Raw genomic sequence first — 22,351 nt, 5'->3', positions numbered from 1 at the left:
TGCCCTGCTAGTAAAAAGGCCGCGAGCATTGCTCGCCGGCTCTGTTGTTTACTCTCTGATGTCTGGGGGCCAATGGTCTTGCCCTTTACCTCTGAGCCAGCCTTGATTGGCTGGCACCGCTGTCTCCCCAGGCAGTGGCGGCGCACCGTCTCGGTGCGCCGTTTCAACATTTAGTGAAAAAATTTCAATGTTTGTTGAAAACCTACGGACCCTGGAATCAATCCCAGCTCAACGCCCCACCGGTCTGATACTCAATCACCCGCGTCTCGAAGAAGTTCTTCTCCTTCTTCAGGTCCATGATCTCGCTCATCCACGGGAAGGGGTTGGTGGTGCCCGGGTACTCTTCCTTCAGGCCGATCTGGGTCAGGCGGCGGTTGGCGATGAATTTGAGGTAGTCCTCCATCATCGCGGCGTTCATGCCCAGTACACCGCGCGGCATGGTGTCGCGGGCGTATTCGATTTCCAGCTGGGTGCCTTCCAGGATCATCTGGGTGGCTTCGTCCTTCATCGCGGCATCCCACAGGTGCGGGTTTTCGATCTTGATCTGGTTGATCACGTCGATGCCGAAGTTCAGGTGCATGGATTCGTCGCGCAGGATGTATTGGAACTGCTCGGCGACGCCGGTCATCTTGTTGCGGCGGCCCATGGAGAGGATCTGGGTGAAGCCGCAATAGAAGAAGATGCCTTCCAGCACGCAGTAGTAGGCGATCAGGTTGCGCAGCAGTTCCTTGTCGGTCTCCACCGTGCCGGTTTCGAACTTCGGATCGGAGATCGAGCGGGTGTACTTCAGGCCCCAGGCGGCCTTCTTCGCCACCGAAGGGATCTCGTGGTACATGTTGAAGATCGCGCCTTCGTCCATGCCCAGCGATTCGATGCAGTACTGGTAGGCGTGGGTGTGGATCGCCTCTTCGAAGGCCTGGCGCAGGATGTACTGGCGGCACTCGGGGTTGGTGATCAGGCGGTAGACGGCCAGCACCAGGTTGTTGGCGACCAGGCTGTCGGCGGTGGAGAAGAAGCCGAGGTTGCGCATGACGATGCGGCGCTCGTCGTCGGTCAGGCCGTCGGTGCTCTTCCACAACGCGATGTCCGCGTTCATGTTCACTTCCTGGGGCATCCAGTGGTTGGCGCAACCATCCAGATACTTCTGCCAGGCCCAGTCGTACTTGAAGGGTACGAGCTGGTTGAGGTCGGCGCGGCAGTTGATCATGCGCTTCTCGTCGACCGCGACGCGGGCGGAGGCGCCTTCCAGCTCGGCCAGGCCTTCGGCGATGTCGAGTTGGTCGAGGGCGGCCTTGGCGCGGGCCACGGCGGCGCTGTCGTCAGCGGCGATGGCGCGTGCTTCGACCGCGGCGGCACCGCCGACCTGGTCGAGCTTGTCGATGTTCATGTCGGCGATTTGCGCGGTGGTGTTGCTGGCGACGGCTGCATCTGCGCCGTCTTCCTTGTCGAATTCGTCCCAGCTCAGCATGGCTTGGCTCCTGCTTCAGGGCGGTGAAATAACCGGCCTGTATGGATGTACAGTTAATTCTAGTCCGTTGTCGAGTGCACGCAAACGGCTTGTAATCTGGTGTTTTGATCATGTTTCGCGGGCGGGCTGTGGTTCGCCTCGTTCGCGAAATTTACCTATGCGCAGATTGATGGGTATCGCTGCGCTCAACCCATCCTACGAATTTATCCTTCACGCTTTGCACGCCCTTCGAGCGTGTAGCTGAGCGAGTGAGCGCTAGGCGCCGTGCGGGCCGGCCCCGGGAGTGTACGGCTGTACATGACCGGGGTCGGACCTTGCGGCAACAACGCGGGCGCCGCTCAGATCCACGCGCTGCCGAACACTATTGGCAGGCTTCGCAATCTGGTTCATCAATGGAACAGGCCTTTGGCACCGGTGCCGGGCCGGCGGACATTTCCACTTCCGGGGCCTTGGCCGGCGCTGCGCTGAGGCCGTCGTTGCCACCGTTGGACACGGCGTTGAGCTTGCTGGTGCTGACGGTGGACTTCTCGGTGCTGGTGGCGGCCAGGGCGCGGAGGTAGTAGGTGGTCTTCAGGCCGCGGTACCAGGCCATGCGGTAGGTCACGTCGAGCTTCTTGCCCGAGGCGCCGGCGATGTACAGGTTCAGCGACTGCGCCTGGTCGATCCACTTCTGGCGGCGGCTGGCGGCGTCGACGATCCACTTGGTGTCGACTTCGAAGGCGGTGGCGTAGAGGTCTTTCAACTCCTGCGGGATGCGCTCGATCTGCTGCACGGAACCGTCGTAGTACTTGAGGTCGTTGATCATGACCGAGTCCCACAGGCCGCGGGCCTTGAGGTCGCGAACCAGGTAGGGGTTGATCACGGTGAATTCGCCCGACAGGTTCGATTTCACGTAGAGGTTCTGGTAGGTCGGTTCGATCGACTGCGACACACCGGTGATGTTGGCGATGGTGGCGGTCGGGGCGATGGCCATGATGTTCGAGTTGCGGATGCCTTTCTGTACCCGGGCACGCACCGGCGCCCAGTCGAGGGACTCGGTCAGGTCGACGTCGATGTACTTCTGGCCGCGCTGCTCGATGAGGATCTGCTGCGAGTCGAGTGGCAGGATGCCTTGGCTCCACAGCGAACCCTGGAAGGTCTGGTAGGCGCCGCGCTCGTCGGCCAGGTCACAGGAGGCCTGGATGGCGTAGTAGCTGACCGCTTCCATGGACTTGTCGGCGAACTCGACCGCCGCGTCCGAGCCGTAGGGGATGTGCTGCAGGTACAGGGCGTCCTGGAAGCCCATGATGCCGAGGCCGACCGGGCGGTGCTTGAAGTTGGAGTTCTTCGCCTGCGGCACCGAGTAGTAGTTGATGTCGATGACGTTATCGAGCATGCGCACGGCAGTCTTGATGGTGCGCTCGAGCTTGGCGCGGTCGAGCTGGCCATCGACGATGTGGTTCGGCAGGTTGACCGAGCCCAGGTTGCACACGGCGATTTCGTCGGCGTTGGTGTTGAGGGTGATCTCGGTGCACAGGTTCGAGCTGTGCACGACGCCCACGTGCTGCTGCGGGCTGCGCAGGTTGCACGGATCCTTGAAGGTCAGCCATGGGTGGCCGGTTTCGAACAGCATGCTGAGCATCTTGCGCCACAGGTCTTTGGCCTGGATGGTCTTGAACAGCTTGATCTTGCCGTACTGGGTCAGGGCTTCGTAGTACTCGTAGCGCTCTTCAAAGGCGCGGCCGGTGAGGTCGTGCAGGTCCGGCACTTCGCTCGGGCTGAACAGGGTCCACTGGCCGTCGTCGAACACGCGCTTCATGAACAGGTCCGGGATCCAGTTGGCGGTGTTCATGTCGTGGGTGCGGCGACGGTCGTCACCGGTGTTCTTGCGCAGCTCGATGAACTCTTCGATGTCCATGTGCCAGGTTTCCAGGTAGGCGCAGACCGCGCCCTTGCGCTTGCCGCCCTGGTTGACCGCAACAGCGGTGTCGTTGACCACCTTGAGGAAGGGCACGACGCCCTGGGATTTGCCGTTGGTGCCCTTGATGTAGGCGCCGAGTGCGCGCACCGGGGTCCAGTCGTTGCCCAGGCCGCCGGCGAATTTGCTCAGCAGGGCGTTGTCGCGGATGGCGTCGTAGATGCCGCCCAGGTCGTCCGGCACTGTGGTCAGGTAGCATGACGACAGCTGCGGGCGCAGGGTGCCGGCGTTGAACAGGGTCGGGGTGGACGCCATGTAGTCGAACGACGACAGCAGGTTGTAGAACTCGATGGCGCGGTCTTCTTTCTGCTGCTCTTCGATCGCCAGGCCCATGGCCACGCGCATGAAGAAGATCTGCGGCAGTTCGAAGCGGGTACCGTCCTTGTGGATGAAGTAACGGTCGTAGAGGGTCTGCAGGCCGAGGTAGGTGAACTGCTGGTCGCGCTCGTGGTTGATCGCCCGGCCGAGTTTTTCCAGGTCGAAGGTTTTCAGCACGGGGTTGAGCAGTTCCAGCTCGATGCCCTTGTCGATGTAGGCCGGCAGGGCCTGGGCGTAGAAGTCGACCATCTCATGGTGGGTGGCGCTGGTGGCCACGCCGAGGAAGCCCAGGCCTTCGGCGCGGATGTTGTCCATCAGCAGGCGCGCGGTGACGTAGCTGTAGTTCGGCTCACGCTCGACCAGGGTGCGGGCGGTCATCACCAGGGCGGTGCTGACGTCGCTCTGGGCCACGCCGTCGTAGAGGTTCTTCAGGGTTTCTTTCTGGATCAGCGCGCCGTCGACTTCGGCCAGGCCTTCGCAGGCCTCGGTGACGATGGTGTTGAGGCGGCCCATGTCCAGCGGCGCCACGGTGCCGTCGAGGTGGGTCACGCGCAGGCTCGGGTGCGGCTCGGCGACGTCGTTGCCGCCGCGCTTGCGCTCCTGGCTGCGCGACTCGCGGTAGATCACGTAGTCGCGGGCAACTTTTTGCTCGCCGGCGCGCATCAGGGCCAGTTCGACCTGGTCCTGGATTTCTTCGATGTGGATGGTGCCGCCGGACGGCATGCGGCGCTTGAAGGTGGCGCTGACCTGTTCGGTCAGGCGCTCGACGGTTTCATGGATACGCGACGACGCGGCGGCGGTGCCGCCTTCTACTGCGAGAAACGCTTTGGTGATGGCGACGGTGATCTTGTCGTCGGTGTAGGGCACCACGGTGCCGTTCCGTTTGATCACACGCAACTGGCCCGGCGCGGTGGCGCTCAGGTCCAGGTTGCCATCGTTGGCCTGTGGCGCTTGGCCCTGCGAGTTCTCGCGAGTGGTGTCGGTATGCATGTATGCGTGTCTCCGTGATCTGTAATTTGTCGAGTCGGGCGCTTTGCGGTCTATCAACTGCCGTTCATCAGCTTTCAACAACGCCTGCACGCAGCCAGAGGCTGGGAGCAGGGGGCTTGCAAACTGGCTGGAAGGGTCTGAGTGAAAGCGCCTTCCTGGCTTCATGTCTTGTGTCGGCCATGGCCGGCACTACTAGATGTAGTGATAGGCGCGCAAGGGCTGCCTAGCGTTTGTATGGCTCTGGCAGGCAAGTCGCGCTGCTGGAGCAATGGTCGCTACGCGTGTGCGCGGGCCACCATGGAGGTTCTTTTGTTCACCAATGCGGCTTGGGGTCTAGACCTTTTATGGGCAATTGTGCTTGGGCCATTTTCGAGGTCAAAACCCAACATATAGGTGTTTGCTGCGCTGGAGATACAAGATAGTGCGGTCTTGGGGGGATGGCAAGTCCTCCGGCCTGTGGATAAAGCTGTGGGTTAACTTGGGGTAACTTACGCAAACCCGCGTGTTTGCTGGGGTGGGCCGCACTCTACCGTTCGTCGTTGTTACGCTTTTTTTTCACGTCCATGCGCGAGTTTTTAAGCCCGCCACAGAAACACAATATGTAGTTTTTTTTGTGGCGTTTTGGCCTGCTCTGTGCAGAGGCGCCGCGGCGCTTTTCACGGCTGTGCGGCAGACCTGCGCGGTGGCGTTCGGCATTGCTACAATCAGCGTCTTTTTCGTCGTCGTTGATCTGTCCCCCGGAGGCAGCCGTGCAGCAGCAAGACACCTGGCACATCCTTATCGTCGAAGACGACCAGCGTCTGGCCGAGCTGACCCGTGATTACCTGCAGGGCAATGGTCTGGAGGTGAGCATCGAGGGCGACGGCGCCCAGGCGGCCGCGCGCATCATCAAGGAGCAGCCGGATCTGGTGATTCTCGATTTGATGCTGCCGGGCGAAGACGGCCTGACGATCTGCCGCAAGGTGCGCGACCAGTACGACGGGCCGATCCTGATGCTGACCGCGCGCACCGACGACATGGACCAGGTGCTTGGCCTGGAAATGGGCGCCGATGACTACGTGTGCAAGCCGGTGCGCCCGCGGGTGCTGCTGGCGCGGATCCGGGCGCTGCTGCGGCGCCGCGAGGGCGTCGCGGCGGCTGTCGACGAAGGGCCGCGGCGCCTGGAGTTCGGCCCGCTGGTGGTCGACAGTGCGATGCGCGAGGCCTGGCTGGGCGAGCAGAGCATCGAGCTGACCAGCGCCGAGTTCGACCTGCTCTGGCTGCTGACGGCCAATGCCGGGCGGATTCTCTCGCGCGAGGAGATCTTCAATGCCTTGCGCGGGATCGAGTACGACGGCCAGGATCGCTCGATCGACGTGCGCATCTCGCGGATCCGGCCGAAGATCGGCGACGATCCCATGCATCCACGCCTGATCAAGACCGTGCGCAGCAAGGGCTATCTATTCGTCGCCGAGGCGGCCGAAGCGCTGGCAGGCTGTTGAAAAACTACCTGCGTTGCCGATGCGTTGTTAAAAACAGGCTCAAAATGCTCATTTACAACACGTAAACTGCGCTTTTTCGCCTGTTTTTGCCTGGCCTCGGCTGCCTCGCCTACGTTTTTCAACGGCCCGCTAGGGTCTGTTTAGGGTTAAGTCGTGACCGCGCCGGGCAAGGCATGAGGAGAGAAGTTTGTTCAGCACATCCATGTGCTTCACCCCTTCGGGGCTTGCGCGAAAAAAAGCTCCAGGGGTTTTTGTGGTCATTGCCAATGAACGACGAATAACGCAGCACCGGGCGATAACCGGCCCGGCCCATTGGGTTGCGCAGCAACGCGGCTCGCGACTAAGCCTCAACAGACCCCAACTATGAATTCGATCTTTCTGCGCATCTATGCCGGCATGCTGGCGGTGCTGGTGTTGGTGGCGCTGCTCGGCGTCGGCACCCTGCACCTGGTCAACGAGGTGCGCTCGGAGCAATACCGCGAGCGCCTGGCGCGTGGCACCTTCCGCCTGATGGCCGACAACTTGGCGCCGATGAGCGAGCTCGAGCGGCGGCGCTCCGTGGTGCTGTGGTCGCGCCTGCTGGGCATCCCGCTGACCCTTCAGCCGGTGGCCGAGGCCCCGCTCGATGGCGGTGAGCGCAAGCGTCTGATGCGCGGCCAGGTGCTGGTGCGGCAAACCGGCCCGCATGCGGCGACCGTCTATAGCCAGCTCGATGAACAGCAGCAACTGCTGCTGACCGGCGAGGTGCAGCAGATCAGCGAACAGCTGGCGCGGGCGACGGTTTTTCTGCTGATCGACGAGCTGATCCGTTATCCGCTGAGCGAGCAGCCGCAGCGCCTGGCCGAGCTCAAGGAGGCCAAGCAGTTCGGGTTCGATCTGCACCTGGTCAGCCTCGAGCAGGCGAACCTGGACATCGACCAGCGCCGGCGGGTGGAGGAGGGCGATACCGTGATGGCGCTGGGCAAGGGCGGCGACAGTATTCATGTGTTCTCCGGCATCGCCGGTTCATCCTGGGTGCTGGAAATCGGCCCGCTGTATCAGATGAGCCCCTACCCGCCGCAGCTGCTGGTGTTGATCGGGGCGCTGGGCCTGAGCCTGATCGGCTTGACCGTCTATCTACTGGTGCGGCGACTGGAGCAGCGCCTGGGCGATCTGGAGGGCGCCGCCACCCGCATCGCCAGTGGCAACCTGGATGCGCGGGTGCCCAGCCGCGGCACGGATTCGGTGGGACGGCTGGCGGCGGCCTTCAATGCCATGGCCGAGCACTTGCAGCGCTCCCTGAACATTCAGCGCGAGATGGTGCGCGCCGTGTCCCATGAGCTGCGCACGCCGGTGGCGCGCCTGCGCTTCGGCCTGGAGATGATCGGCGATGCCGAGAGCGAAGTGGCGCGGCGCAAATACATGGACGGCATGGACAGCGATATCCAGGACCTCGACAAGCTGGTCGACGAGATGCTGACCTACGCGCGCCTGGAACAGGGCGCGCCGGCGCTGAACTTCCAGCAGGTCAATCTCGGCCAGTTGATCGACCAGGTGATCGACGAACTGGCGCCGCTGCGCGCCGGCGTGCGGGTCGAGCGCGGCCCGGCACTGGACGCCCTGGATGGCAGCGGGGCGCTGGTCGAGGCGGAATTGCGCTACCTGCACCGCGCCCTGCAGAACCTGGTGAGCAACGCCATGCGTCACGCCGAATCGCGGGTGCGGGTGAGTTACCAGGTCGGCCAGCAGCGCTGCCGCGTGGATGTCGAGGATGACGGCCCCGGGGTGCCGGATGACGCCTGGGAACGCATCTTCAACCCCTTCCTGCGCCTGGACGACAGCCGGACCCGCGCCTCCGGCGGGCATGGTCTGGGCCTGTCGATCGTGCGCCGGATCATCTACTGGCACGGCGGCCGCGCCCAGATCAGCCACAGCGAAGCCCTGGGTGGGGCAAAGTTCAGCCTGGTATGGCCGCGCCAGCAGGCGTGAGTGACATGCGCCGGATTACCCGGGGTTGATTCGGGCTGCCGGCCTCAGGTGCAGGTCGGCGCGGTGCCTGTGCTTGTGGGCGGACGTTGTCCGCCATCGCCGCGGGGTGCGTGACCCACATGGATGTGGGAAATGCCGCAAGCCCGTCAGGAACGGGCGCGGCCCTCCTACAGGGAATGCGCTGTCCGTTGCTCTTCTCTTGTAGGAGGACCCGGGCGGCGTTCCGTACCCCGGCGCGATGCGTTGTTGGCGGGTCAGTCGCCGCGTACTTCGAGGCGCCGGCCGCTGGCCTGTTCCGTCTTGGGCAGTTCGATGCGCAGTACGCCGTTGCGGTAGCTGGCCGAGGCTTTGTCGGCCAGTACCGGCGCCGTCAGCGGGATGCTGCGGTGGAAGCTGCCGAAGGCGCATTGGCGGATACGGTACTGGCCGCTGCTGGACTCCTGTTCATAGCGTTTCTCGCCGCGCACGATCAGCATGTCGCTGCGCACTTCGATATCCAGGTCCTGCTTGTCCAGGCCAGGCACTTCGAGGCGTACCACGAACTTGTCGTTGTCCTCGAACAGGTCGCCGGCCAGCAAGGCCCAGTTGGCCGAGGGGAATTCGGCGGATGTCGGGGTTGTTTCCGGCGCCTTGTGGTTCTTGGCCAGCGGAGTGAAGCGGGTCAGGGCGCCGCTGGCACGCTCGCGCAGGTGGCGCCAGTCATCGCCGAGCGAGTGCCAGGTTTCCTCCAGGCTGTGTTTCAGTTCGGTGAACTTTTCCATGGGGTGATCTCCGGGTTGCGAGCGGCCGCGCGCTGCAACGGGGGGCGGCCGCTCAAGCGGTTCAGGCGACTTTGACCTCGATCTTGCGCGGTTGCGCATGGGCATGCTTGGGGATGCGCAGGTTGAGCACGCCATCGCGCAGCTGCGCGTCGATCCGCGCGGTATCCAGGTCGCTGCTCAGGCTGAAGGCCCGGCGGTAGCGCGACAGGCGCACCTCGGCATACACCGCTTCCATGTTTTCCGGGGTGTCGGGGGCAATGTTGCCTTCGATCAGCAGGGTGTTGTTGTCGATCCGCAGTTCGAGCTTGTCCTTGGGCACGCCCGGCATGTCGACGAGCAGCAGGATGCCGTCCTTGTCTTCGAAGACATCCACTTGCGGCAACAGCGTCTGCAGCTCTTCCTCGGATTCGCTGCGGCGGACTACTTGTTTCTCGTTCATCGCGGTTTCCTCCATCGAGACAGATTCGTGGCTTGGGTGTGACGGCCAGGTCACTGGATGTTGATGCGTTTCGGTTGTGCCGATTCCTGGCGCGCCACCGTGATGTGCAGCACGCCGTTGCGGTACTGCGCCTGGACCTTGTCCGGGTCGGCATCGCTGGGCAGGCTGACGGTGCGCTTGAAGCGGCCGGCGAAACGTTCGTTGGCATAGGTCGACAGGGTGCCGTTGTCTTGTGGCAGGGCGCTCTCGCGCTCGCCGCTGATCGACAGCAGGCCCTGGTGGATCTGCACATCCAGCTTGCTCGCGTCGAGACCCGGGGCGAAGGCATAGATCTCGATTGCCGAAGGGCTGCTGCCGACGTTGAGCGCCGGGAAGGCGCCGCTGGCCAGCGCGCGAATGCTGCCCGCTCGTCCCGGATTGGCAAACTCTTGCTGTAGCTCCTGCTGCAGCCGTTCGAACTCGGCGAGCAGTCCGCCGGGGAAGTTAAGCAGGGACTCGTACATCGCAAACCTCCTGTGGTGTATTGACCAGAGACTTGTTTGCGGTGCTCAAGGCCGGGCCTCAAGCCCCGCTACTGCTTATATGTTGGCGTTCGGCTGCGGCTTCAAGAGCCTGTTTAAGAACGTTATCGAATGATCTGCCGGCAGGTAATAAGCGTTGCGCCGGGTGGCGATCCTGCTCCTGCCTGCGCGGACAGGCAGCCCGGATTGCCTTCGGGCTGCCTGTGTGGCGCTGGTCGCTAGAACGGCGCGGGGCAGTCGAAGCGTAGGCGTTCGCCGCTTTGCGGGTGGCTCAGGCCGAGCATGCAGGCGTGCAGGCACAGGCGCGGGTAGGCGGCCAGGGCCTGGGGCGGGGCATAGAGGGCATCGCCGAGCAGCGGGTGGCCGATCGACAGCATGTGCACGCGCAGCTGGTGCGAGCGGCCGGTGATCGGGGTCAGTTCGACCCGGCAGTAATCGCCACAGCGCTCGAGCACGCGCCAGTGGGTCAGGGCGTGTTTGCCCTGCTCATGGTCGACCACATGTCGCGGCTTGGTCGGCGGGTCGTAGCGCAGCGGCAGGTCAATGCTGCCGCTGTCCTGCTCGGGCTGGCCCCAGCACAGGGCGATGTAGGCTTTTTCGGTTTCGCGGTCATGAAACTGGCGCGACAGCTCGCGGTGACTGTCGACGTCGCGCGCGAGGACGATGATGCCCGAGGTTTCCCAGTCCAGGCGATGGACGATGCGCGCTTCCGGAAAGCCGTTGTCCTGCAGGCGGGTGACCAGGCAATCCTTGTTGTCCTCGGCACGGCCGGGCACCGAGAGCAGCAGGGTGGGCTTGTTGATCACCAGCAGGGCGGCGTCCTGGTGGATAATTTCGATTTGGCTGAGCGGCATGGGGGCTTCCGGGAAACGCAATCGGCGACCGAGGTCGCCGATTCTGTGTGCAGTGGGTATCTCTGTAGGGCCAGTTGGCCCCTACAGCGTGCCGATCAGCGATCCGGCAGGGTGATGTTGAGTTCCAGGATCGAGCAGCTGCCTTGGCTTTCCAGGGCGACCTGCACTTGATCCGAGTCGATATTGACGTACTTGCGAATCACCTCGACCAGTTCCTGCTGCAGGGCCGGCAGGTAATCCGGCTGGCTGCGCTGGCCGCGCTCGTGGGCGACGATGATCTGCAGACGCTCTTTCGCAATGGACGCAGTAGGTTCCTTTTTGCGTTCACGAAAGAAGTCAAAAATATTCATTAGCGAGCTCCAAACAGGCGTTGCATGAGTCCTTTCTTCTGCACATCGAGAAAGCGATGGGTAACTTCCTTGCCGAGCAGACGGTCGACGGCATCGCTGTAGGCCTGACCGGCGTCGCTTTGGTCATCGAGAATGACCGGTACGCCCTGGTTGGAGGCTTTCAGCACCGCTTGCGATTCCGGGATCACACCGAGCAGGCGGATGGCGAGGATTTCCTCGACGTCTTCCACGCCGAGCATTTCGCCACGGGTCACGCGCTCGGGGTTGTAGCGAGTCAGCAGCAGGTGCTCCTTGATCGGCTCTTCGCCTTTCACGGCGCGGCGCGATTTGCTCGCCAGCAGGCCGAGCATGCGGTCGGAGTCGCGCACCGAGGAAACCTCGGGGTTGGTCACGACAATCGCCTCATCGGCGAAGTACATCGCCAGGTGCGCGCCTTTCTCGATACCGGCCGGCGAGTCGCAGACCACGTATTCGAAATCTTTGCGCAGTTCCTCGATGACCTTTTCCACGCCTTCTTCGGTCAGCGCGTCTTTGTCGCGGGTCTGGCTGGCGGCCAGCACGTAGAGGTTTTCCAGGCGCTTGTCCTTGATCAACGCCTGCTTCAGCGTGGCTTCGCCGTTGACCACGTTGACGAAGTCATACACCACGCGACGTTCGCAGCCCATGATCAGGTCGAGGTTACGCAAGCCGACGTCGAAGTCGACGATGACAGTCTTGTGCCCGCGCAGGGCGAGGCCGGTACCGATGGCGGCGCTGGTGGTGGTTTTACCCACGCCACCCTTGCCGGAAGTGACTACGAGGATCTTGGCCAAGGTGATTCACCCCAAAATGTGAAGAAAGACGGGAATCCGACAGCCATATGCGGCTTCCAGATGCCTTTGTTATGTCCCTGAAAATTGGCGGCAGTATCCGTTAAAGGCGGGTGATGTTCAACACGTCACCCGACAAGCTGACTTGTACCGGCTCGCCCCATAAAGGGTCACGGCGCAGGTCTTCGGCGACCTTGTATTGACCGGCGATGGACAGTAATTCCGCACCCATTTGCTGACAGAAGATGCGTGCCTTGGTGTTGCCCTTGATGCCAGCCAGGGCGCGACCGCGCATGGGCGCGTAAACATGGATGTTGCCATCGGCGAGAAGTTCCGCGCCGGAGCTGACCGGCGCGAGGACGATCAGGTCGCCGCCCTGAGCGTAGACCTGCTGGCCGCCGCGCACCGGGCTGGTGATGATCTTGCTCGGCCTGACCTCGGGCTCTGCGGGCTTTTCCGGTTTTTTTGGCGTGGCGCTACCGCCCGTCGGATCGACTGGACGCTCGCGGGCGCCGGAGGGCGGCAGCACCGGCAAATCCAGGGCGCCGGCGGCGGCGATGTCGTCTTCACGATTGGCGCGCACGGCCAGGGTGCGCAGGCCATGGTTACGGCATACGGCCATCAGCGCCGCCAGGTCGAGGCTGCCTTCGCCTTCCGGCAGCTTGTCCAGGGCCAACACCAGCGGGGTATTGCTGAAGAAATTCGGCGCCTGGGCGACTTTCGCCGCCAGTTGCTGGTCGAGGCGCTCGAGGTCGTTGTGCGCCAGTTCCATCACGGTGATGGCCAGCATGCTGCCCTTGAGCTGGAATACGGGGTCTTGCTCGAGTAGATCGGCTTGGCTCATGGTCTGCCTGATACGCCTTGTCGGTCGTGACGAAAGTAGCCCGGACTTATAGCGATAACCCCGCTGGGCTGCAAGCCGCGTCTGGGAGCCTATAAAATGCCGCGCGTTGTCGTTTGTGCGAAATGCGCCATGGACCGTCCTCGTTTTCGTGCCTATTTCCTGCATCCGCGTTTCTAGCTGTTGTGGCGGGGGCTGGCTCTGTTGCGGGTGATCGTGCAGTTGCCTTGCCGGGTGTCGCTCGTGTTGGGCCTACGCTGGGTGCGCCGATGTGCCGGTTTCCGGCAGCCAGCGGGGAGGCCGACAGCCTGTTGATCAATCGGTGGGTCGATCGGGCGATCGCGGGCTATTCCGAGCAGTACCTGGGGAGCCATCGGCGCAACAAGATGCGTCCTGGATCGCACGGGTCGCGCTCCCCTGAAGGCGGGCTTGCGGCATTGCCCCCATTCATGTGGGGCACGCGCCTCGCGGCGCTAGCGGGCAGTCTGACGCCGATGGATCGCAAGCCGGGCCGAGTCCTGTAGAATGCCGGCCTTTGTCGCTTGTGTGGAATCATCCGTGGATCGTCCTCGTTTTCGTGCCTACTTCCTCCATCCGCGCTTTTGGCTGCTGTGGCTGGGGCTCGGTGCGCTGTGGCTGGTTTCGTTGCTGCCTTACCGGGTGTTGATGTGGCTGGGGCGTCGGCTTGGTGGCTTGATGTTTCACCTGGCGCGTTCGCGCCGGCAGATCGCCGCGCGCAACCTGGAGCTGTGCTTCCCCGAGCTGTCGGCCGATGAGCTCGCCAGCTTGTTGCGGGAAAATTTCGCCTCGACCGGCATGACCTTCTTCGAGATGGCGATCAGTTGGTGGTGGCCGGCGGCGCGGCTGGCCAGGTTGGGGCAGGTCGAGGGGCTGGAGCATTTGCGTGCGGCCGAGGCCGAAGGGCAGGGTGTGCTGCTGATGGCCCTGCATTTCACCACCCTGGAAATGGGCGGCGGTCTGCTGGGCATGCGTCAGCACATGTATGGCATGTACCGCGAGCACAAGAATCCATTGTTCGACTATATCCAGCGCCGGGGGCGCGAGCAGCGGCTGCAGGGCGTGATCGAGCGTGACGATGTGCGTGGCATGCTCAAGTTGCTGCGCACCGGCCAGGTGGTCTGGTACGCGCCGGATCAGGACTATGGCGCGCAGCGCAGTGTGTTCGTGCCGCTGTTTGGCGTGCCGGCCGCGACGGTGACGGCGACCAGCAAGTTCGCTCGCCTGGGCCGGGCGCGGGTGATTCCCTTCACCCAGACACGACTGGCCGATGGCTCCGGCTATAAGGTGGTGGTGCACCCGCCGCTGGCTGATTTTCCCGGGGAGAGCGAGGAAGCCGACTGTTTGCGGGTCAATCAGTGGATCGAAGCGGCGATTCGTCAGCAGCCTGAGCAGTACCTGTGGGCGCACCGGCGTTTCAAGACGCGCCCGGCCGGTGAGGCGAAGATGTACCAGAAGCGCCGCGGTTAGGCGCCTGAGTGGCCCGTGGCGTGGTGCGCCCCGGCCAGCCCATCAAACGGACTTTCGGAACGCCCTATGACAGCCGACACCCCCTCCAACGAGCCGGTAACCGGGCTGATTCTCACTGGTGGTGGCGCGCGGGCGGCTTATCAGGTCGGAGTGCTGGCGGCGATTGCAGATTTGCTGCCGGATCCCGCGCAGAATCCCTTTCCGGTGATCGTCGGGACCTCGGCGGGGGCGATCAATGCGGTCGGCCTGGCGTGCGGGGCCTTGCATTTTGGTGACGCGGTTCGCCGGCTGACCGCTGTCTGGCAGGGTTTTCATGCGCATCAGGTGTATCGCAGCGACTGGCTGGGGGTGCTGCGTCAGGCCGCCCGCTTCATCGGTCACAGCTTGCTCGGCCTGGGTAGGGAGGTGCCGGTGGCGCTACTCGACAGTTCGCCGCTGGGCGAACTGATCCGGCGCGAACTGGATTTCTCCGGAATCGCGGCCGCAGTTCGCCAGCGCCAGTTGCGTGCCGTGGCGGTGACGGCCTTCGGCTACGAGTCCGAGCATGCCGTGACCTTCTATCAGGGGCGCGCCACCATCGACCCCTGGATGCGCCATCGCCGGGTCGGCGTACCGACCCGTTTGTCCGTCGAACATCTACTGGCCAGCTCTTCCATCCCGCTGCTGTTTCCGGCGGTGAAGATCAACCGCGAATACTTCGGCGACGGCGCCGTGCGCCAGTCCGCGCCTATCAGTCCGGCCCTGCACCTGGGCGCTAACCGGGTGTTGGTGGTTGGCGTCAGCCATAACCCACAGGCTGAGCACGGCAATGCTGTGATTGGGGCAGTACAGGCTGCCAAGCCGCCGAGCCTGGCGCAAATCGGCGGGCATATGCTCAACAGCACCTTTATCGACAGCCTGGAAGGCGACATCGAACTGCTCGAGCGGCTCAACCTGATGAGCAAGCTGATCCCGCCTGAGCAGCGCCCGCGGGGCCTGGGGCTCAATCCGGTGGAGGTGCTGGTGATCTCGCCGAGTCAGCCGCTGGATGTGATTGCCGCCCGCCATCGCCATGAGATGCCGGCAGCGGTGCGCCTGTTCCTGCGTGGACCGGGGGCGACCAAGGTCAGTGGTGCGGGTGTACTCAGCTATCTGCTGTTCGAGGCCGGCTATTGCAGCGAGCTGATCGAGCTGGGGTATCAGGATGCCATCGCGCAGAAAGTCGCCTTGAGCGATTTTCTCGGCCTGGCTCGCCCACCCGTGGCCCAGGGGCAGCCGATCACGGCTTAGCAGGCCGTTGAAACACGGCTGCGCGCTCACGGCCATCGGCGGGTGCAACGATTCATGCTCATGTGCCGCTCGCCCGCTACGTGCCAGTCCAGGCCGCTTGCCTGGCTGATTCCCCGCCTGGCCTTTGCAACGCTCCCTTTTTCACCGACCTGTTGGCCCGCGCTGCGTTGAATCAGGTGCAAAAACTGGTCGGTCAGCTTGTGGGGAAATTGCGCAAGTTGTACGCGTGTGGGGCGAACAGCATTTAAACTGCGCCTTCCCGACGCTTTCTGTCGCATTTGCGAAAGCTGCGGTTTTCCTCGGGTTGGCGCTATAAGAAGTTGTCGCATGGCGGCAATGCCAGGCCCGAATCAATCCCTACAATCCTTCCCATCGCCTGCCATTCAATGCAGGTGTTACTCGTCAGGAGAGTTCCGATGTCCGTTCAGCACGATCCGGTGCAACGCGCCGATTTCGACCAAGTCATGGTTCCCAACTACGCCCCGGCCAGCTTCATTCCGGTGCGCGGCGCGGGTTCCCGAGTCTGGGATCAAAGTGGTCGCGAGCTGATCGACTTCACCGGCGGCATCGCCGTGAATGCCCTGGGCCATTGCCATCCGGCCCTGGTCGCCGCGTTGACCGAGCAGGCCAACACCCTGTGGCACATTTCCAACGTGTTCACCAACGAGCCGGCCCTGCGCCTAGCGCACAAGCTGGTCGACGCCACCTTTGCCGAGCGGGTGTTCTTCTGCAACTCCGGCGCCGAAGCCAACGAGGCCGCCTTCAAGCTGGCCCGGCGGGTGGCGTTCGACAAGTTCGGCGAAGAGAAGTACGAAATCATCTCGGCGACCAACAGTTTTCACGGGCGCACCCTGTTTACCGTGAGTGTTGGCGGGCAACCCAAGTATTCCGATGGTTTCGGGCCGAAGATCCAGGGCATCAGCCATGTGCCGTACAACGATATCGAGGCGCTGAAAGCCGCGGTTTCCGCCAAGACCTGCGCCGTGGTGCTGGAGCCGATTCAGGGTGAGGGCGGCGTATTGCCGGCCGACCTGGCCTACCTGCAGGCGGCCCGCGAGCTGTGCGACCAGCACGATGCGATGCTGATCTTCGACGAAGTGCAGACCGGCATGGGCCGCAGCGGCTCGCTGTTCGCCTACCAGCATTTCGGCGTGACACCGGACATCCTCTCCAGCGCCAAGAGCCTGGGCGGTGGTTTCCCGATCGGCGCCATGCTCACCACCGAGGCGCTGGCCAAGCACCTGGTGGTTGGCACCCATGGCACCACCTACGGCGGCAACCCGCTGGCCTGTGCGGTGGCCGAGGCGGTGATCGACGTGATCAACACCCCGCAAGTGCTGGCTGGGGTGAAAGCCAAGCAGCAGCGCTTCACGACCACGCTGGAGCGGCTCGGTGAGCAGTACGGCGTGTTCAGTCAGGTGCGCGGCCTCGGTCTGTTGATCGGCGCGGTACTGACCGATGCCTGGAAAGGCAAGGCCAAGGTGATTCTCGATGCCGCCGTGGCGCAAGGCGTGATGGTGCTGCAAGCCGGTCCCGACGTGGTGCGTTTCGCCCCGAGCCTGGTGGTGGAAGATGTTGATATCGAAGAAGGCCTGGCCCGCTTCGAGCGTGCGCTGGTCCAGCTGACGCAAGCCTGAGTCGACAGTCCGGCGGCGACCCCCTTGCGGTCGCCACGGCTGCGCTTGCTCGGCTTATGGATAAGCCGAGCTACTTTCCAGGGATGACTGTCTCCGTGTGTGCTGTGGCCTTCGGGTTACGGTTTTTCCAGGCGGTTCGCGCTGAGCGGCCTGGGATTTTTATTGAGAAAGGAGTGACACCATGCTGGTGATGCGCCCCGCGCAAATGGCCGACCTGAATGAAGTGCAGCGTCTCGCCGCGGACAGCCCGGTTGGTGTGACTTCGCTGCCGGATGATGCCGGTCGCCTGCGCGACAAGATCGCGGCGTCGGAGGCCTCGCTGGCCGCCGAGGTGAGCTTCAATGGCGAAGAGAGCTATTTCTTCGTCCTCGAAGACAGCGACAGCGGACACCTGCTCGGCTGCTCCGGGATTGTCGCCTCGGCCGGCTATTCCGAACCCTTCTACAGCTTTCGCAATGAAACCTTCGTGCACAACTCCCGTGAGCTGAAGATCCACAACAAGATCCATGTGCTCTCGCTGTGCCATGACCTGACCGGTAACAGCCTGCTGACCAGTTTTTACGTCGAGCGGCCGTTGGTGGGCAGCATCTGGTCCGAGCTGAACTCGCGGGCGCGCTTGTTGTTCGTCGCCAATCATCCGGAGCGCTTCGCCGATGCGGTGGTGGTGGAGATTGTCGGCCACAGCGACGAGCACGGCGATTCGCCGTTCTGGGATGCCGTGGGGCGCAATTTCTTCGACATGAATTACGCCGAGGCCGAGCGCCTGTGCGGCTTGAAGAGCCGGACCTTTCTCGCCGAATTGATGCCGCATTACCCGATCTACGTGCCGTTGCTGCCCGATGCAGCGCAGGAGGCCATGGGTCAGGTGCATCCGCGGGCGCAGGTGACCTTCGACATCCTGATGCGCGAAGGCTTCGAGACCGACCATTACATCGATATTTTCGACGGCGGGCCGACCTTGCATGCACGGACCTCGGGGATTCGCTCCATTGCCCAGAGCCGCGTGGTGCCGGTCAGGATCGGCGAGCCGATCCAGGGAGGGCGTCCGTATCTGGTCAGCAATGGCCTGCTGCAGGACTTCCGCGCGATTGTCGCGGATCTGGATTGGGTGCCTGGCAAGCCGGTCACCCTCAGTCTTGAAGCTGCCGAAGCCCTCGGCGTCGGCGAGGGCGCCAGCGTGCGTCTGGTTGCGGTTTAAGGAGTTAGCGCATGATCGTTCGTCCCGTTCGCACAGCCGATCTTCCGGCCCTGATTGATCTGGCGCGCACTACCGGCGCCGGCTTGACCACCCTGCCAGCCAACGAGGAGCGCCTGGCGCACCGCGTCGGCTGGGCGGAGAAGACCTTCACCGGCAAGGCCGAACGTGCCGATGCCGACTATCTGTTCGTGCTGGAGAACGACGCGGGCCAGGTGGTGGGTATTTCCGCCGTGGCCGGCGCGGTCGGTATGCGTGAGCCCTGGTACAACTACCGTGTGGGGCTGACCGTCAGCGCCTCGCAGGAACTGAATATTCACCGGCAGATTCCCACCCTGTTTCTGGCCAACGACCTGACCGGCAACTCCGAGCTGTGCTCGCTGTTTCTGCGTGCCGATCACCGCACGGGGCTCAATGGTCGTCTGTTGTCCAAGGCGCGCATGCTGTTCATCGCCGAGTTCCGCGAGTTGTTCGGCGACAAGGTGATCGCCGAGATGCGCGGCATGTCAGACGAACAGGGGCGCTCGCCGTTCTGGGAAAGCCTGGGGCGACACTTCTTCAAGATGGAGTTCAGCCAGGCGGACTACCTGACCGGGGTCGGCAACAAGGCCTTCATCGCCGAGTTGATGCCCAAGTTCCCGCTCTACACCTGCTTTCTCTCCGAAGATGCGCGCAACATCATCGGCCGTGTTCACCCGGATACCGAGCCGGCGCTGGCCATGCTCAAGGGCGAAGGCTTCAGTTACCAGGGCTATGTCGACATCTTCGACGCCGGCCCGGCCATCGAGGCTGAAACCGCGAAAATCCGTGCGGTGCGCGACAGTCAGGCACTGGTACTGGCCATCGGCACGCCCGGCGATGACGCCACCAGCTTCCTGATTCACAACCGCAAGCGCGAAGACTGCCGTATTACCGTCGGCGCCGCCCGCCTGGCCGCCGGCACCCTGGTGGTCGATCCGTTGACCGCCAAGCGTTTGCAGTTGTCGGTTGGTGATCAGGTCAGAGCGGTACCGCTGTCGGCCCGCGGCTGAATACCCCGAACCGCCTGGAGCTGATCCGGGCCGTTCGCTCGAATAGTGCACCCGGCGCAACGCCGGTCATGAAATTGCTGGGAGTGATACAACAAGATGAGCACTCATTACATCGCCGGTAGCTGGCAGCTTGGTCAGGGCGAAGCCCTGGAATCGTTGAATCCGGTCACTCAGGCCGTGGTCTGGCGTGGCCAGGCGGCTTCTGCCGCCCAGGTCGAGGCGGCCGTGCAGGCCGCCCGCGCGGCATTCCCAGGCTGGGCTGCGTACTCCCTGGACGGGCGCATCGCCGTGCTGGAGCGCTTCGCCGTGGCCCTCAAGGCGCATGCCGACGAGCTGGCTCAGGCGATTGGCGAGGAAACCGGCAAGCCGCTGTGGGAGTCGGCCACCGAGGTGACCAGCATGGCCAACAAGGTCGCCATCTCGATCCAAAGCTATCGCGAACGCACCGGCGAGAAGAGTGGCCCGCTGGGCGACGCCACCGCGGTGCTGCGGCACAAGCCGCATGGCGTGGTGGCGGTGTTCGGCCCCTACAACTTCCCTGGTCACCTGCCCAACGGCCATATAGTGCCGGCGTTGCTGGCGGGCAACTGCGTGCTGTTCAAACCCAGCGAGTTGACGCCGAAAGTCGCCGAACTGACGCTCAAGTGCTGGATCGAAGCCGGTCTGCCGGCGGGCGTGCTCAACCTGCTGCAGGGCGCGCGGGAAACCGGCGTGGCCCTGGCCGGCAATCCCGGCATCGACGGCTTGTTCTTCACCGGCTCAAGCCGTACCGGCAATCTGCTGCACAGCCAGTTCGCCGGACGCCCGGACAAGATCCTCGCCCTGGAAATGGGCGGCAACAACCCGCTGATCGTCGATCAGGTCGCCGATGTCGATGCGGCGGTGTACACCATCGTGCAGTCGGCCTTCATCTCCGCCGGCCAGCGTTGCACCTGCGCGCGGCGTCTGCTGGTGCCGCTGGGCGAGTGGGGCGATGCCTTGCTCGCGCGCCTGGTTCAGGTCGCCGGGCAGCTCAAGGTCGGCCGTTATGACGACCAGCCGGCCCCCTTCATGGGCTCGGTGATTTCCCTGGCGGCAGCTGAACACCTGCTGCAGGCCCAGCAGCAGTTGCTCGGCAAGGGGGCCACGGCGCTGCTGGCGATGACCCAGCCGCTGCCCGGCGCCGCCTTGCTCACTCCAGGCATTATCGATGTGACCGCGGTGGCCGAGCGAGCGGACGAAGAGTTCTTCGGCCCGCTGCTGCAGGTCATCCGCTATGCCGATTTCGAAGGCGCGATCGCCGAGGCCAATAACACCCAGTTCGGTCTGGCCGCCGGTTTGCTGTCGGACTCCAGCGCGCGATACAAGCAGTTCTGGCTACACAGCCGCGCCGGCATCGTCAACTGGAACAAGCAGCTGACCGGCGCCGCCAGCACGGCGCCGTTCGGTGGCATCGGTGCATCCGGCAACCACCGCGCCAGTGCTTACTACGCGGCAGACTACTGCGCCTATCCGGTGGCCTCGCTGGAATGTGAAAGCCTGAGCCTGCCCGCCACCCTGACCCCAGGAGTAAGCCTGTAATGTCCGCGTATGAGATGAATTTCGACGGTTTGGTCGGCCCGACCCACAACTACGGTGGCCTGTCCTACGGCAACGTCGCTTCGCAGAGCAACAGTCAGGCCGCCTCCAACCCGAAAGAGGCCGCCAAGCAAGGTCTGGCGAAAATGAAGGCGCTGATGGAGATGGGCTTCAAGCAGGGCGTGCTGGCTCCGCAGGAGCGTCCGGATGTCGCGGTGCTGCGCCGCCTCGGCTTTACCGGCAGCGATGCCCAGGTCATCCAGCGGGCGGCAAAAGAAGCCATGCCGCTGCTGGTCGCCAGTTGCTCGGCCTCGAGCATGTGGACGGCCAACGCCTGCACCGTCAGCCCCAGCGCCGATACGGCCGATGGCCGGGTGCACTTCACCGCTGCCAACCTCAATTGCAAGTTTCACCGCAGCATCGAGCACCCGACCACCAGCCGCGTGCTCGGCGCCATGTTCGCCAACCAGCAGCATTTCGCCCATCACCCGGCGCTGCCGGCGGTCACCCAGTTCGGCGACGAGGGCGCGGCCAACCACACGCGCTTCTGTAACGGTTACGGCGAAGCCGGGGTGGAGTTCTTCGTGTTCGGTCGCAGCGCCTTCGACAGCCGCTACCCGGCGCCGCAACGCTACCCGGCGCGGCAGACCCTGGAAGCCTCGCAGGCCGTGGTGCGCCTGCACGGGTTGAGCGAGGCCGGGGTGGTCTATGCTCAGCAGAACCCGGCGGTGATCGATCAGGGTGTATTCCACAACGACGTGATCGCGGTGGGTAACGGCGAAGTGCTGTTCTATCACCAGGACGCCTTCCTCGAGACCGACAAGGTGCTGGCCGAGCTGGGCGACAAACTCGCTCGTCGGGGCGGCAACCTGCAGGCGGTGTGCGTACCGCGCGATGCTGTCACGGTCGAGGATGCGGTGAAGTCCTACCTGTTCAACAGCCAGCTGTTGTCACGCGCCGCTGGCGGCATGTTGCTGATCGTGCCGGAGGAGTGCCGCAACAACGCCAATGTGTGGAATTACCTGCAGCAGCTCACCAGCGGCAGCGGGCCGATTCGCGAGATCAAGGTGTTCGATCTCAAGCAAAGCATGCAGAACGGTGGCGGCCCGGCCTGCCTGCGTCTGCGCGTGGCGCTCAAGGACAATGAGCTGGCGGCGGTGAACCCGGGGGTGATCATGACCCCGCAGCTGTACGACACGCTCAACGTCTGGGTCGACAAGCACTACCGCGACAGCCTCAGCGAGAACGAATTGGCCGATCCGCAATTGCTGATTGAATGCCGCACGGCATTGGATGAATTGACCCAGATCCTTAAACTGGGCGCGGTTTATCCTTTCCAATTGAACTGAGCAGGCAAGCGACCAGCCTCAAGCGCACGCTTGGCGTTCTAAACTTGCTGCTTGTGGCTTATAGCGTG

18 protein-coding genes are annotated in these 22,351 nt (G+C 63.6%); 9 read left to right on the top strand and 9 right to left on the bottom strand.

The window, feature by feature from the left end; all coding sequences use genetic code 11:
* Nucleotides 1–217 precede the first annotated feature (217 nt).
* Together LJY18_RS16450 and LJY18_RS16445 are read right to left on the bottom strand one after the other, a co-directional pair.
* Complete coding sequence (locus LJY18_RS16450) at nt 218–1,468, bottom strand: ribonucleotide-diphosphate reductase subunit beta (protein ID WP_238042877.1); 1,251 nt, start codon at nt 1,466–1,468, stop codon at nt 218–220.
* Between the two features lie 361 nt (nt 1,469–1,829).
* Nucleotides 1,830–4,733 (bottom strand): ribonucleoside-diphosphate reductase subunit alpha, encoded by a 2,904-nt coding sequence (locus tag LJY18_RS16445; protein ID WP_238042876.1) that lies wholly within the window; start codon nt 4,731–4,733, stop codon nt 1,830–1,832.
* A 749-nt stretch (nt 4,734–5,482) separates the two neighbouring features.
* On the opposite strand from LJY18_RS16445, the gene LJY18_RS16440 reads away from it, so the two are divergent.
* Together LJY18_RS16440 and LJY18_RS16435 are read left to right on the top strand one after the other, a co-directional pair.
* A complete protein-coding gene (locus LJY18_RS16440) occupies nt 5,483–6,214 on the top strand; it encodes a response regulator (protein ID WP_238042875.1) in 732 nt (243 codons plus the stop codon).
* 363 nt (nt 6,215–6,577) lie between these two features.
* A complete protein-coding gene (locus LJY18_RS16435) occupies nt 6,578–8,182 on the top strand; it encodes an ATP-binding protein (protein WP_238042874.1) in 1,605 nt (534 codons plus the stop codon).
* A 254-nt stretch (nt 8,183–8,436) separates the two neighbouring features.
* On the opposite strand, the gene LJY18_RS16430 is transcribed toward LJY18_RS16435, so the two are convergent.
* The 7 genes from LJY18_RS16430 to minC form a co-directional block, all read right to left on the bottom strand.
* Nucleotides 8,437–8,943 (bottom strand): Hsp20/alpha crystallin family protein, encoded by a 507-nt coding sequence (locus LJY18_RS16430; protein ID WP_238042873.1) that lies wholly within the window; start codon nt 8,941–8,943, stop codon nt 8,437–8,439.
* Nucleotides 8,944–9,004: 61 nt separating this feature from the next.
* A complete protein-coding gene (locus tag LJY18_RS16425) occupies nt 9,005–9,382 on the bottom strand; it encodes an Hsp20/alpha crystallin family protein (RefSeq protein WP_238042872.1) in 378 nt (125 codons plus the stop codon).
* Between the two features lie 50 nt (nt 9,383–9,432).
* Nucleotides 9,433–9,885: an Hsp20/alpha crystallin family protein gene (locus LJY18_RS16420; protein ID WP_238042871.1), complete on the bottom strand. Its 453-nt coding sequence runs from the start codon at nt 9,883–9,885 to the stop codon at nt 9,433–9,435.
* A 236-nt stretch (nt 9,886–10,121) separates the two neighbouring features.
* Nucleotides 10,122–10,757, bottom strand: coding sequence for an RluA family pseudouridine synthase (locus LJY18_RS16415; RefSeq protein ID WP_238042870.1), 636 nt, complete (start codon nt 10,755–10,757; stop codon nt 10,122–10,124).
* Nucleotides 10,758–10,852: 95 nt separating this feature from the next.
* Complete coding sequence (gene minE / locus LJY18_RS16410) at nt 10,853–11,107, bottom strand: cell division topological specificity factor MinE (protein ID WP_238042869.1); 255 nt, start codon at nt 11,105–11,107, stop codon at nt 10,853–10,855.
* The gene (gene minD / locus LJY18_RS16405) at nt 11,107–11,919 is read right to left on the bottom strand and encodes a septum site-determining protein MinD (RefSeq protein ID WP_238042868.1); all 813 of its coding nucleotides are present in this window, start codon (nt 11,917–11,919) and stop codon (nt 11,107–11,109) included. Before minD ends, minE begins: the two co-directional genes overlap by 1 nt.
* A gap of 100 nt (nt 11,920–12,019) precedes the next feature.
* Nucleotides 12,020–12,760 (bottom strand): septum site-determining protein MinC, encoded by a 741-nt coding sequence (gene minC, locus LJY18_RS16400; protein WP_238042867.1) that lies wholly within the window; start codon nt 12,758–12,760, stop codon nt 12,020–12,022.
* Between the two features lie 555 nt (nt 12,761–13,315).
* Between minC and LJY18_RS16390 the strand changes: the two genes are divergently transcribed.
* The 7 genes from LJY18_RS16390 (at nt 13,316) to astB (ending at nt 22,283) form a co-directional block, all read left to right on the top strand.
* Entirely contained in the window at nt 13,316–14,245 is a 930-nt protein-coding gene (locus LJY18_RS16390) for a lipid A biosynthesis lauroyl acyltransferase (RefSeq protein WP_238042866.1), read from the top strand.
* 66 nt (nt 14,246–14,311) lie between these two features.
* A complete protein-coding gene (locus LJY18_RS16385; RefSeq protein WP_238042865.1) occupies nt 14,312–15,514 on the top strand; it encodes a patatin-like phospholipase family protein in 1,203 nt (400 codons plus the stop codon).
* A gap of 416 nt (nt 15,515–15,930) precedes the next feature.
* Nucleotides 15,931–17,151, top strand: a complete 1,221-nt coding sequence (locus tag LJY18_RS16380; protein ID WP_238042864.1) for an aspartate aminotransferase family protein — start codon at nt 15,931–15,933, stop codon at nt 17,149–17,151.
* Between the two features lie 181 nt (nt 17,152–17,332).
* Complete coding sequence (aruF, locus tag LJY18_RS16375; RefSeq protein ID WP_238042863.1) at nt 17,333–18,349, top strand: arginine/ornithine succinyltransferase subunit alpha; 1,017 nt, start codon at nt 17,333–17,335, stop codon at nt 18,347–18,349.
* Between the two features lie 11 nt (nt 18,350–18,360).
* The gene (gene astA / locus LJY18_RS16370) at nt 18,361–19,377 is read left to right on the top strand and encodes an arginine N-succinyltransferase (protein WP_238042862.1); all 1,017 of its coding nucleotides are present in this window, start codon (nt 18,361–18,363) and stop codon (nt 19,375–19,377) included.
* A 96-nt stretch (nt 19,378–19,473) separates the two neighbouring features.
* On the top strand, nt 19,474–20,937 hold the full coding sequence (gene astD, locus LJY18_RS16365) for a succinylglutamate-semialdehyde dehydrogenase (RefSeq protein WP_238042861.1): 1,464 nt from the start codon (nt 19,474–19,476) through the stop codon (nt 20,935–20,937).
* Nucleotides 20,937–22,283 (top strand): N-succinylarginine dihydrolase, encoded by a 1,347-nt coding sequence (gene astB / locus LJY18_RS16360; RefSeq protein WP_238042860.1) that lies wholly within the window; start codon nt 20,937–20,939, stop codon nt 22,281–22,283. The genes astD and astB overlap by 1 nt, the downstream gene beginning before the upstream one ends.
* The last annotated feature ends 68 nt before the right edge of the window (nt 22,284–22,351 follow it).

Origin of the sequence: Pseudomonas sp. MMS21 TM103, from assembly GCF_022132145.1 — a bacterium.
In the GTDB taxonomy this organism is placed as follows: domain Bacteria; phylum Pseudomonadota; class Gammaproteobacteria; order Pseudomonadales; family Pseudomonadaceae; genus Aquipseudomonas.
Note: the sequence above shows the minus strand (reverse complement) of the source record. Positions and strands in the feature narration are given on the sequence as shown.

Bases quoted from the DNA above. Each gene is read 5' to 3' on its own strand.
- aruF (WP_238042863.1), top strand. From the start codon at position 17,333: ATGCTGGTGATGCGCCCCGCGCAAATGGCCGACCTGAATGAAGTGCAG.
- astB (WP_238042860.1), top strand. From the start codon at position 20,937: ATGTCCGCGTATGAGATGAATTTCGACGGTTTGGTCGGCCCGACCCAC.
- LJY18_RS16420 (WP_238042871.1), bottom strand. From the start codon at position 9,885: ATGTACGAGTCCCTGCTTAACTTCCCCGGCGGACTGCTCGCCGAGTTC.
- astD (WP_238042861.1), top strand. From the start codon at position 19,474: ATGAGCACTCATTACATCGCCGGTAGCTGGCAGCTTGGTCAGGGCGAA.
- LJY18_RS16385 (WP_238042865.1), top strand. From the start codon at position 14,312: ATGACAGCCGACACCCCCTCCAACGAGCCGGTAACCGGGCTGATTCTC.
- minC (WP_238042867.1), bottom strand. From the start codon at position 12,760: ATGAGCCAAGCCGATCTACTCGAGCAAGACCCCGTATTCCAGCTCAAG.
- LJY18_RS16445 (WP_238042876.1), bottom strand. From the start codon at position 4,733: ATGCATACCGACACCACTCGCGAGAACTCGCAGGGCCAAGCGCCACAG.
- LJY18_RS16430 (WP_238042873.1), bottom strand. From the start codon at position 8,943: ATGGAAAAGTTCACCGAACTGAAACACAGCCTGGAGGAAACCTGGCAC.
- LJY18_RS16425 (WP_238042872.1), bottom strand. From the start codon at position 9,382: ATGAACGAGAAACAAGTAGTCCGCCGCAGCGAATCCGAGGAAGAGCTG.
- LJY18_RS16415 (WP_238042870.1), bottom strand. From the start codon at position 10,757: ATGCCGCTCAGCCAAATCGAAATTATCCACCAGGACGCCGCCCTGCTG.
- astA (WP_238042862.1), top strand. From the start codon at position 18,361: ATGATCGTTCGTCCCGTTCGCACAGCCGATCTTCCGGCCCTGATTGAT.
- LJY18_RS16450 (WP_238042877.1), bottom strand. From the start codon at position 1,468: ATGCTGAGCTGGGACGAATTCGACAAGGAAGACGGCGCAGATGCAGCC.
- minE (WP_238042869.1), bottom strand. From the start codon at position 11,107: ATGAATATTTTTGACTTCTTTCGTGAACGCAAAAAGGAACCTACTGCG.
- LJY18_RS16435 (WP_238042874.1), top strand. From the start codon at position 6,578: ATGAATTCGATCTTTCTGCGCATCTATGCCGGCATGCTGGCGGTGCTG.
- LJY18_RS16380 (WP_238042864.1), top strand. From the start codon at position 15,931: ATGTCCGTTCAGCACGATCCGGTGCAACGCGCCGATTTCGACCAAGTC.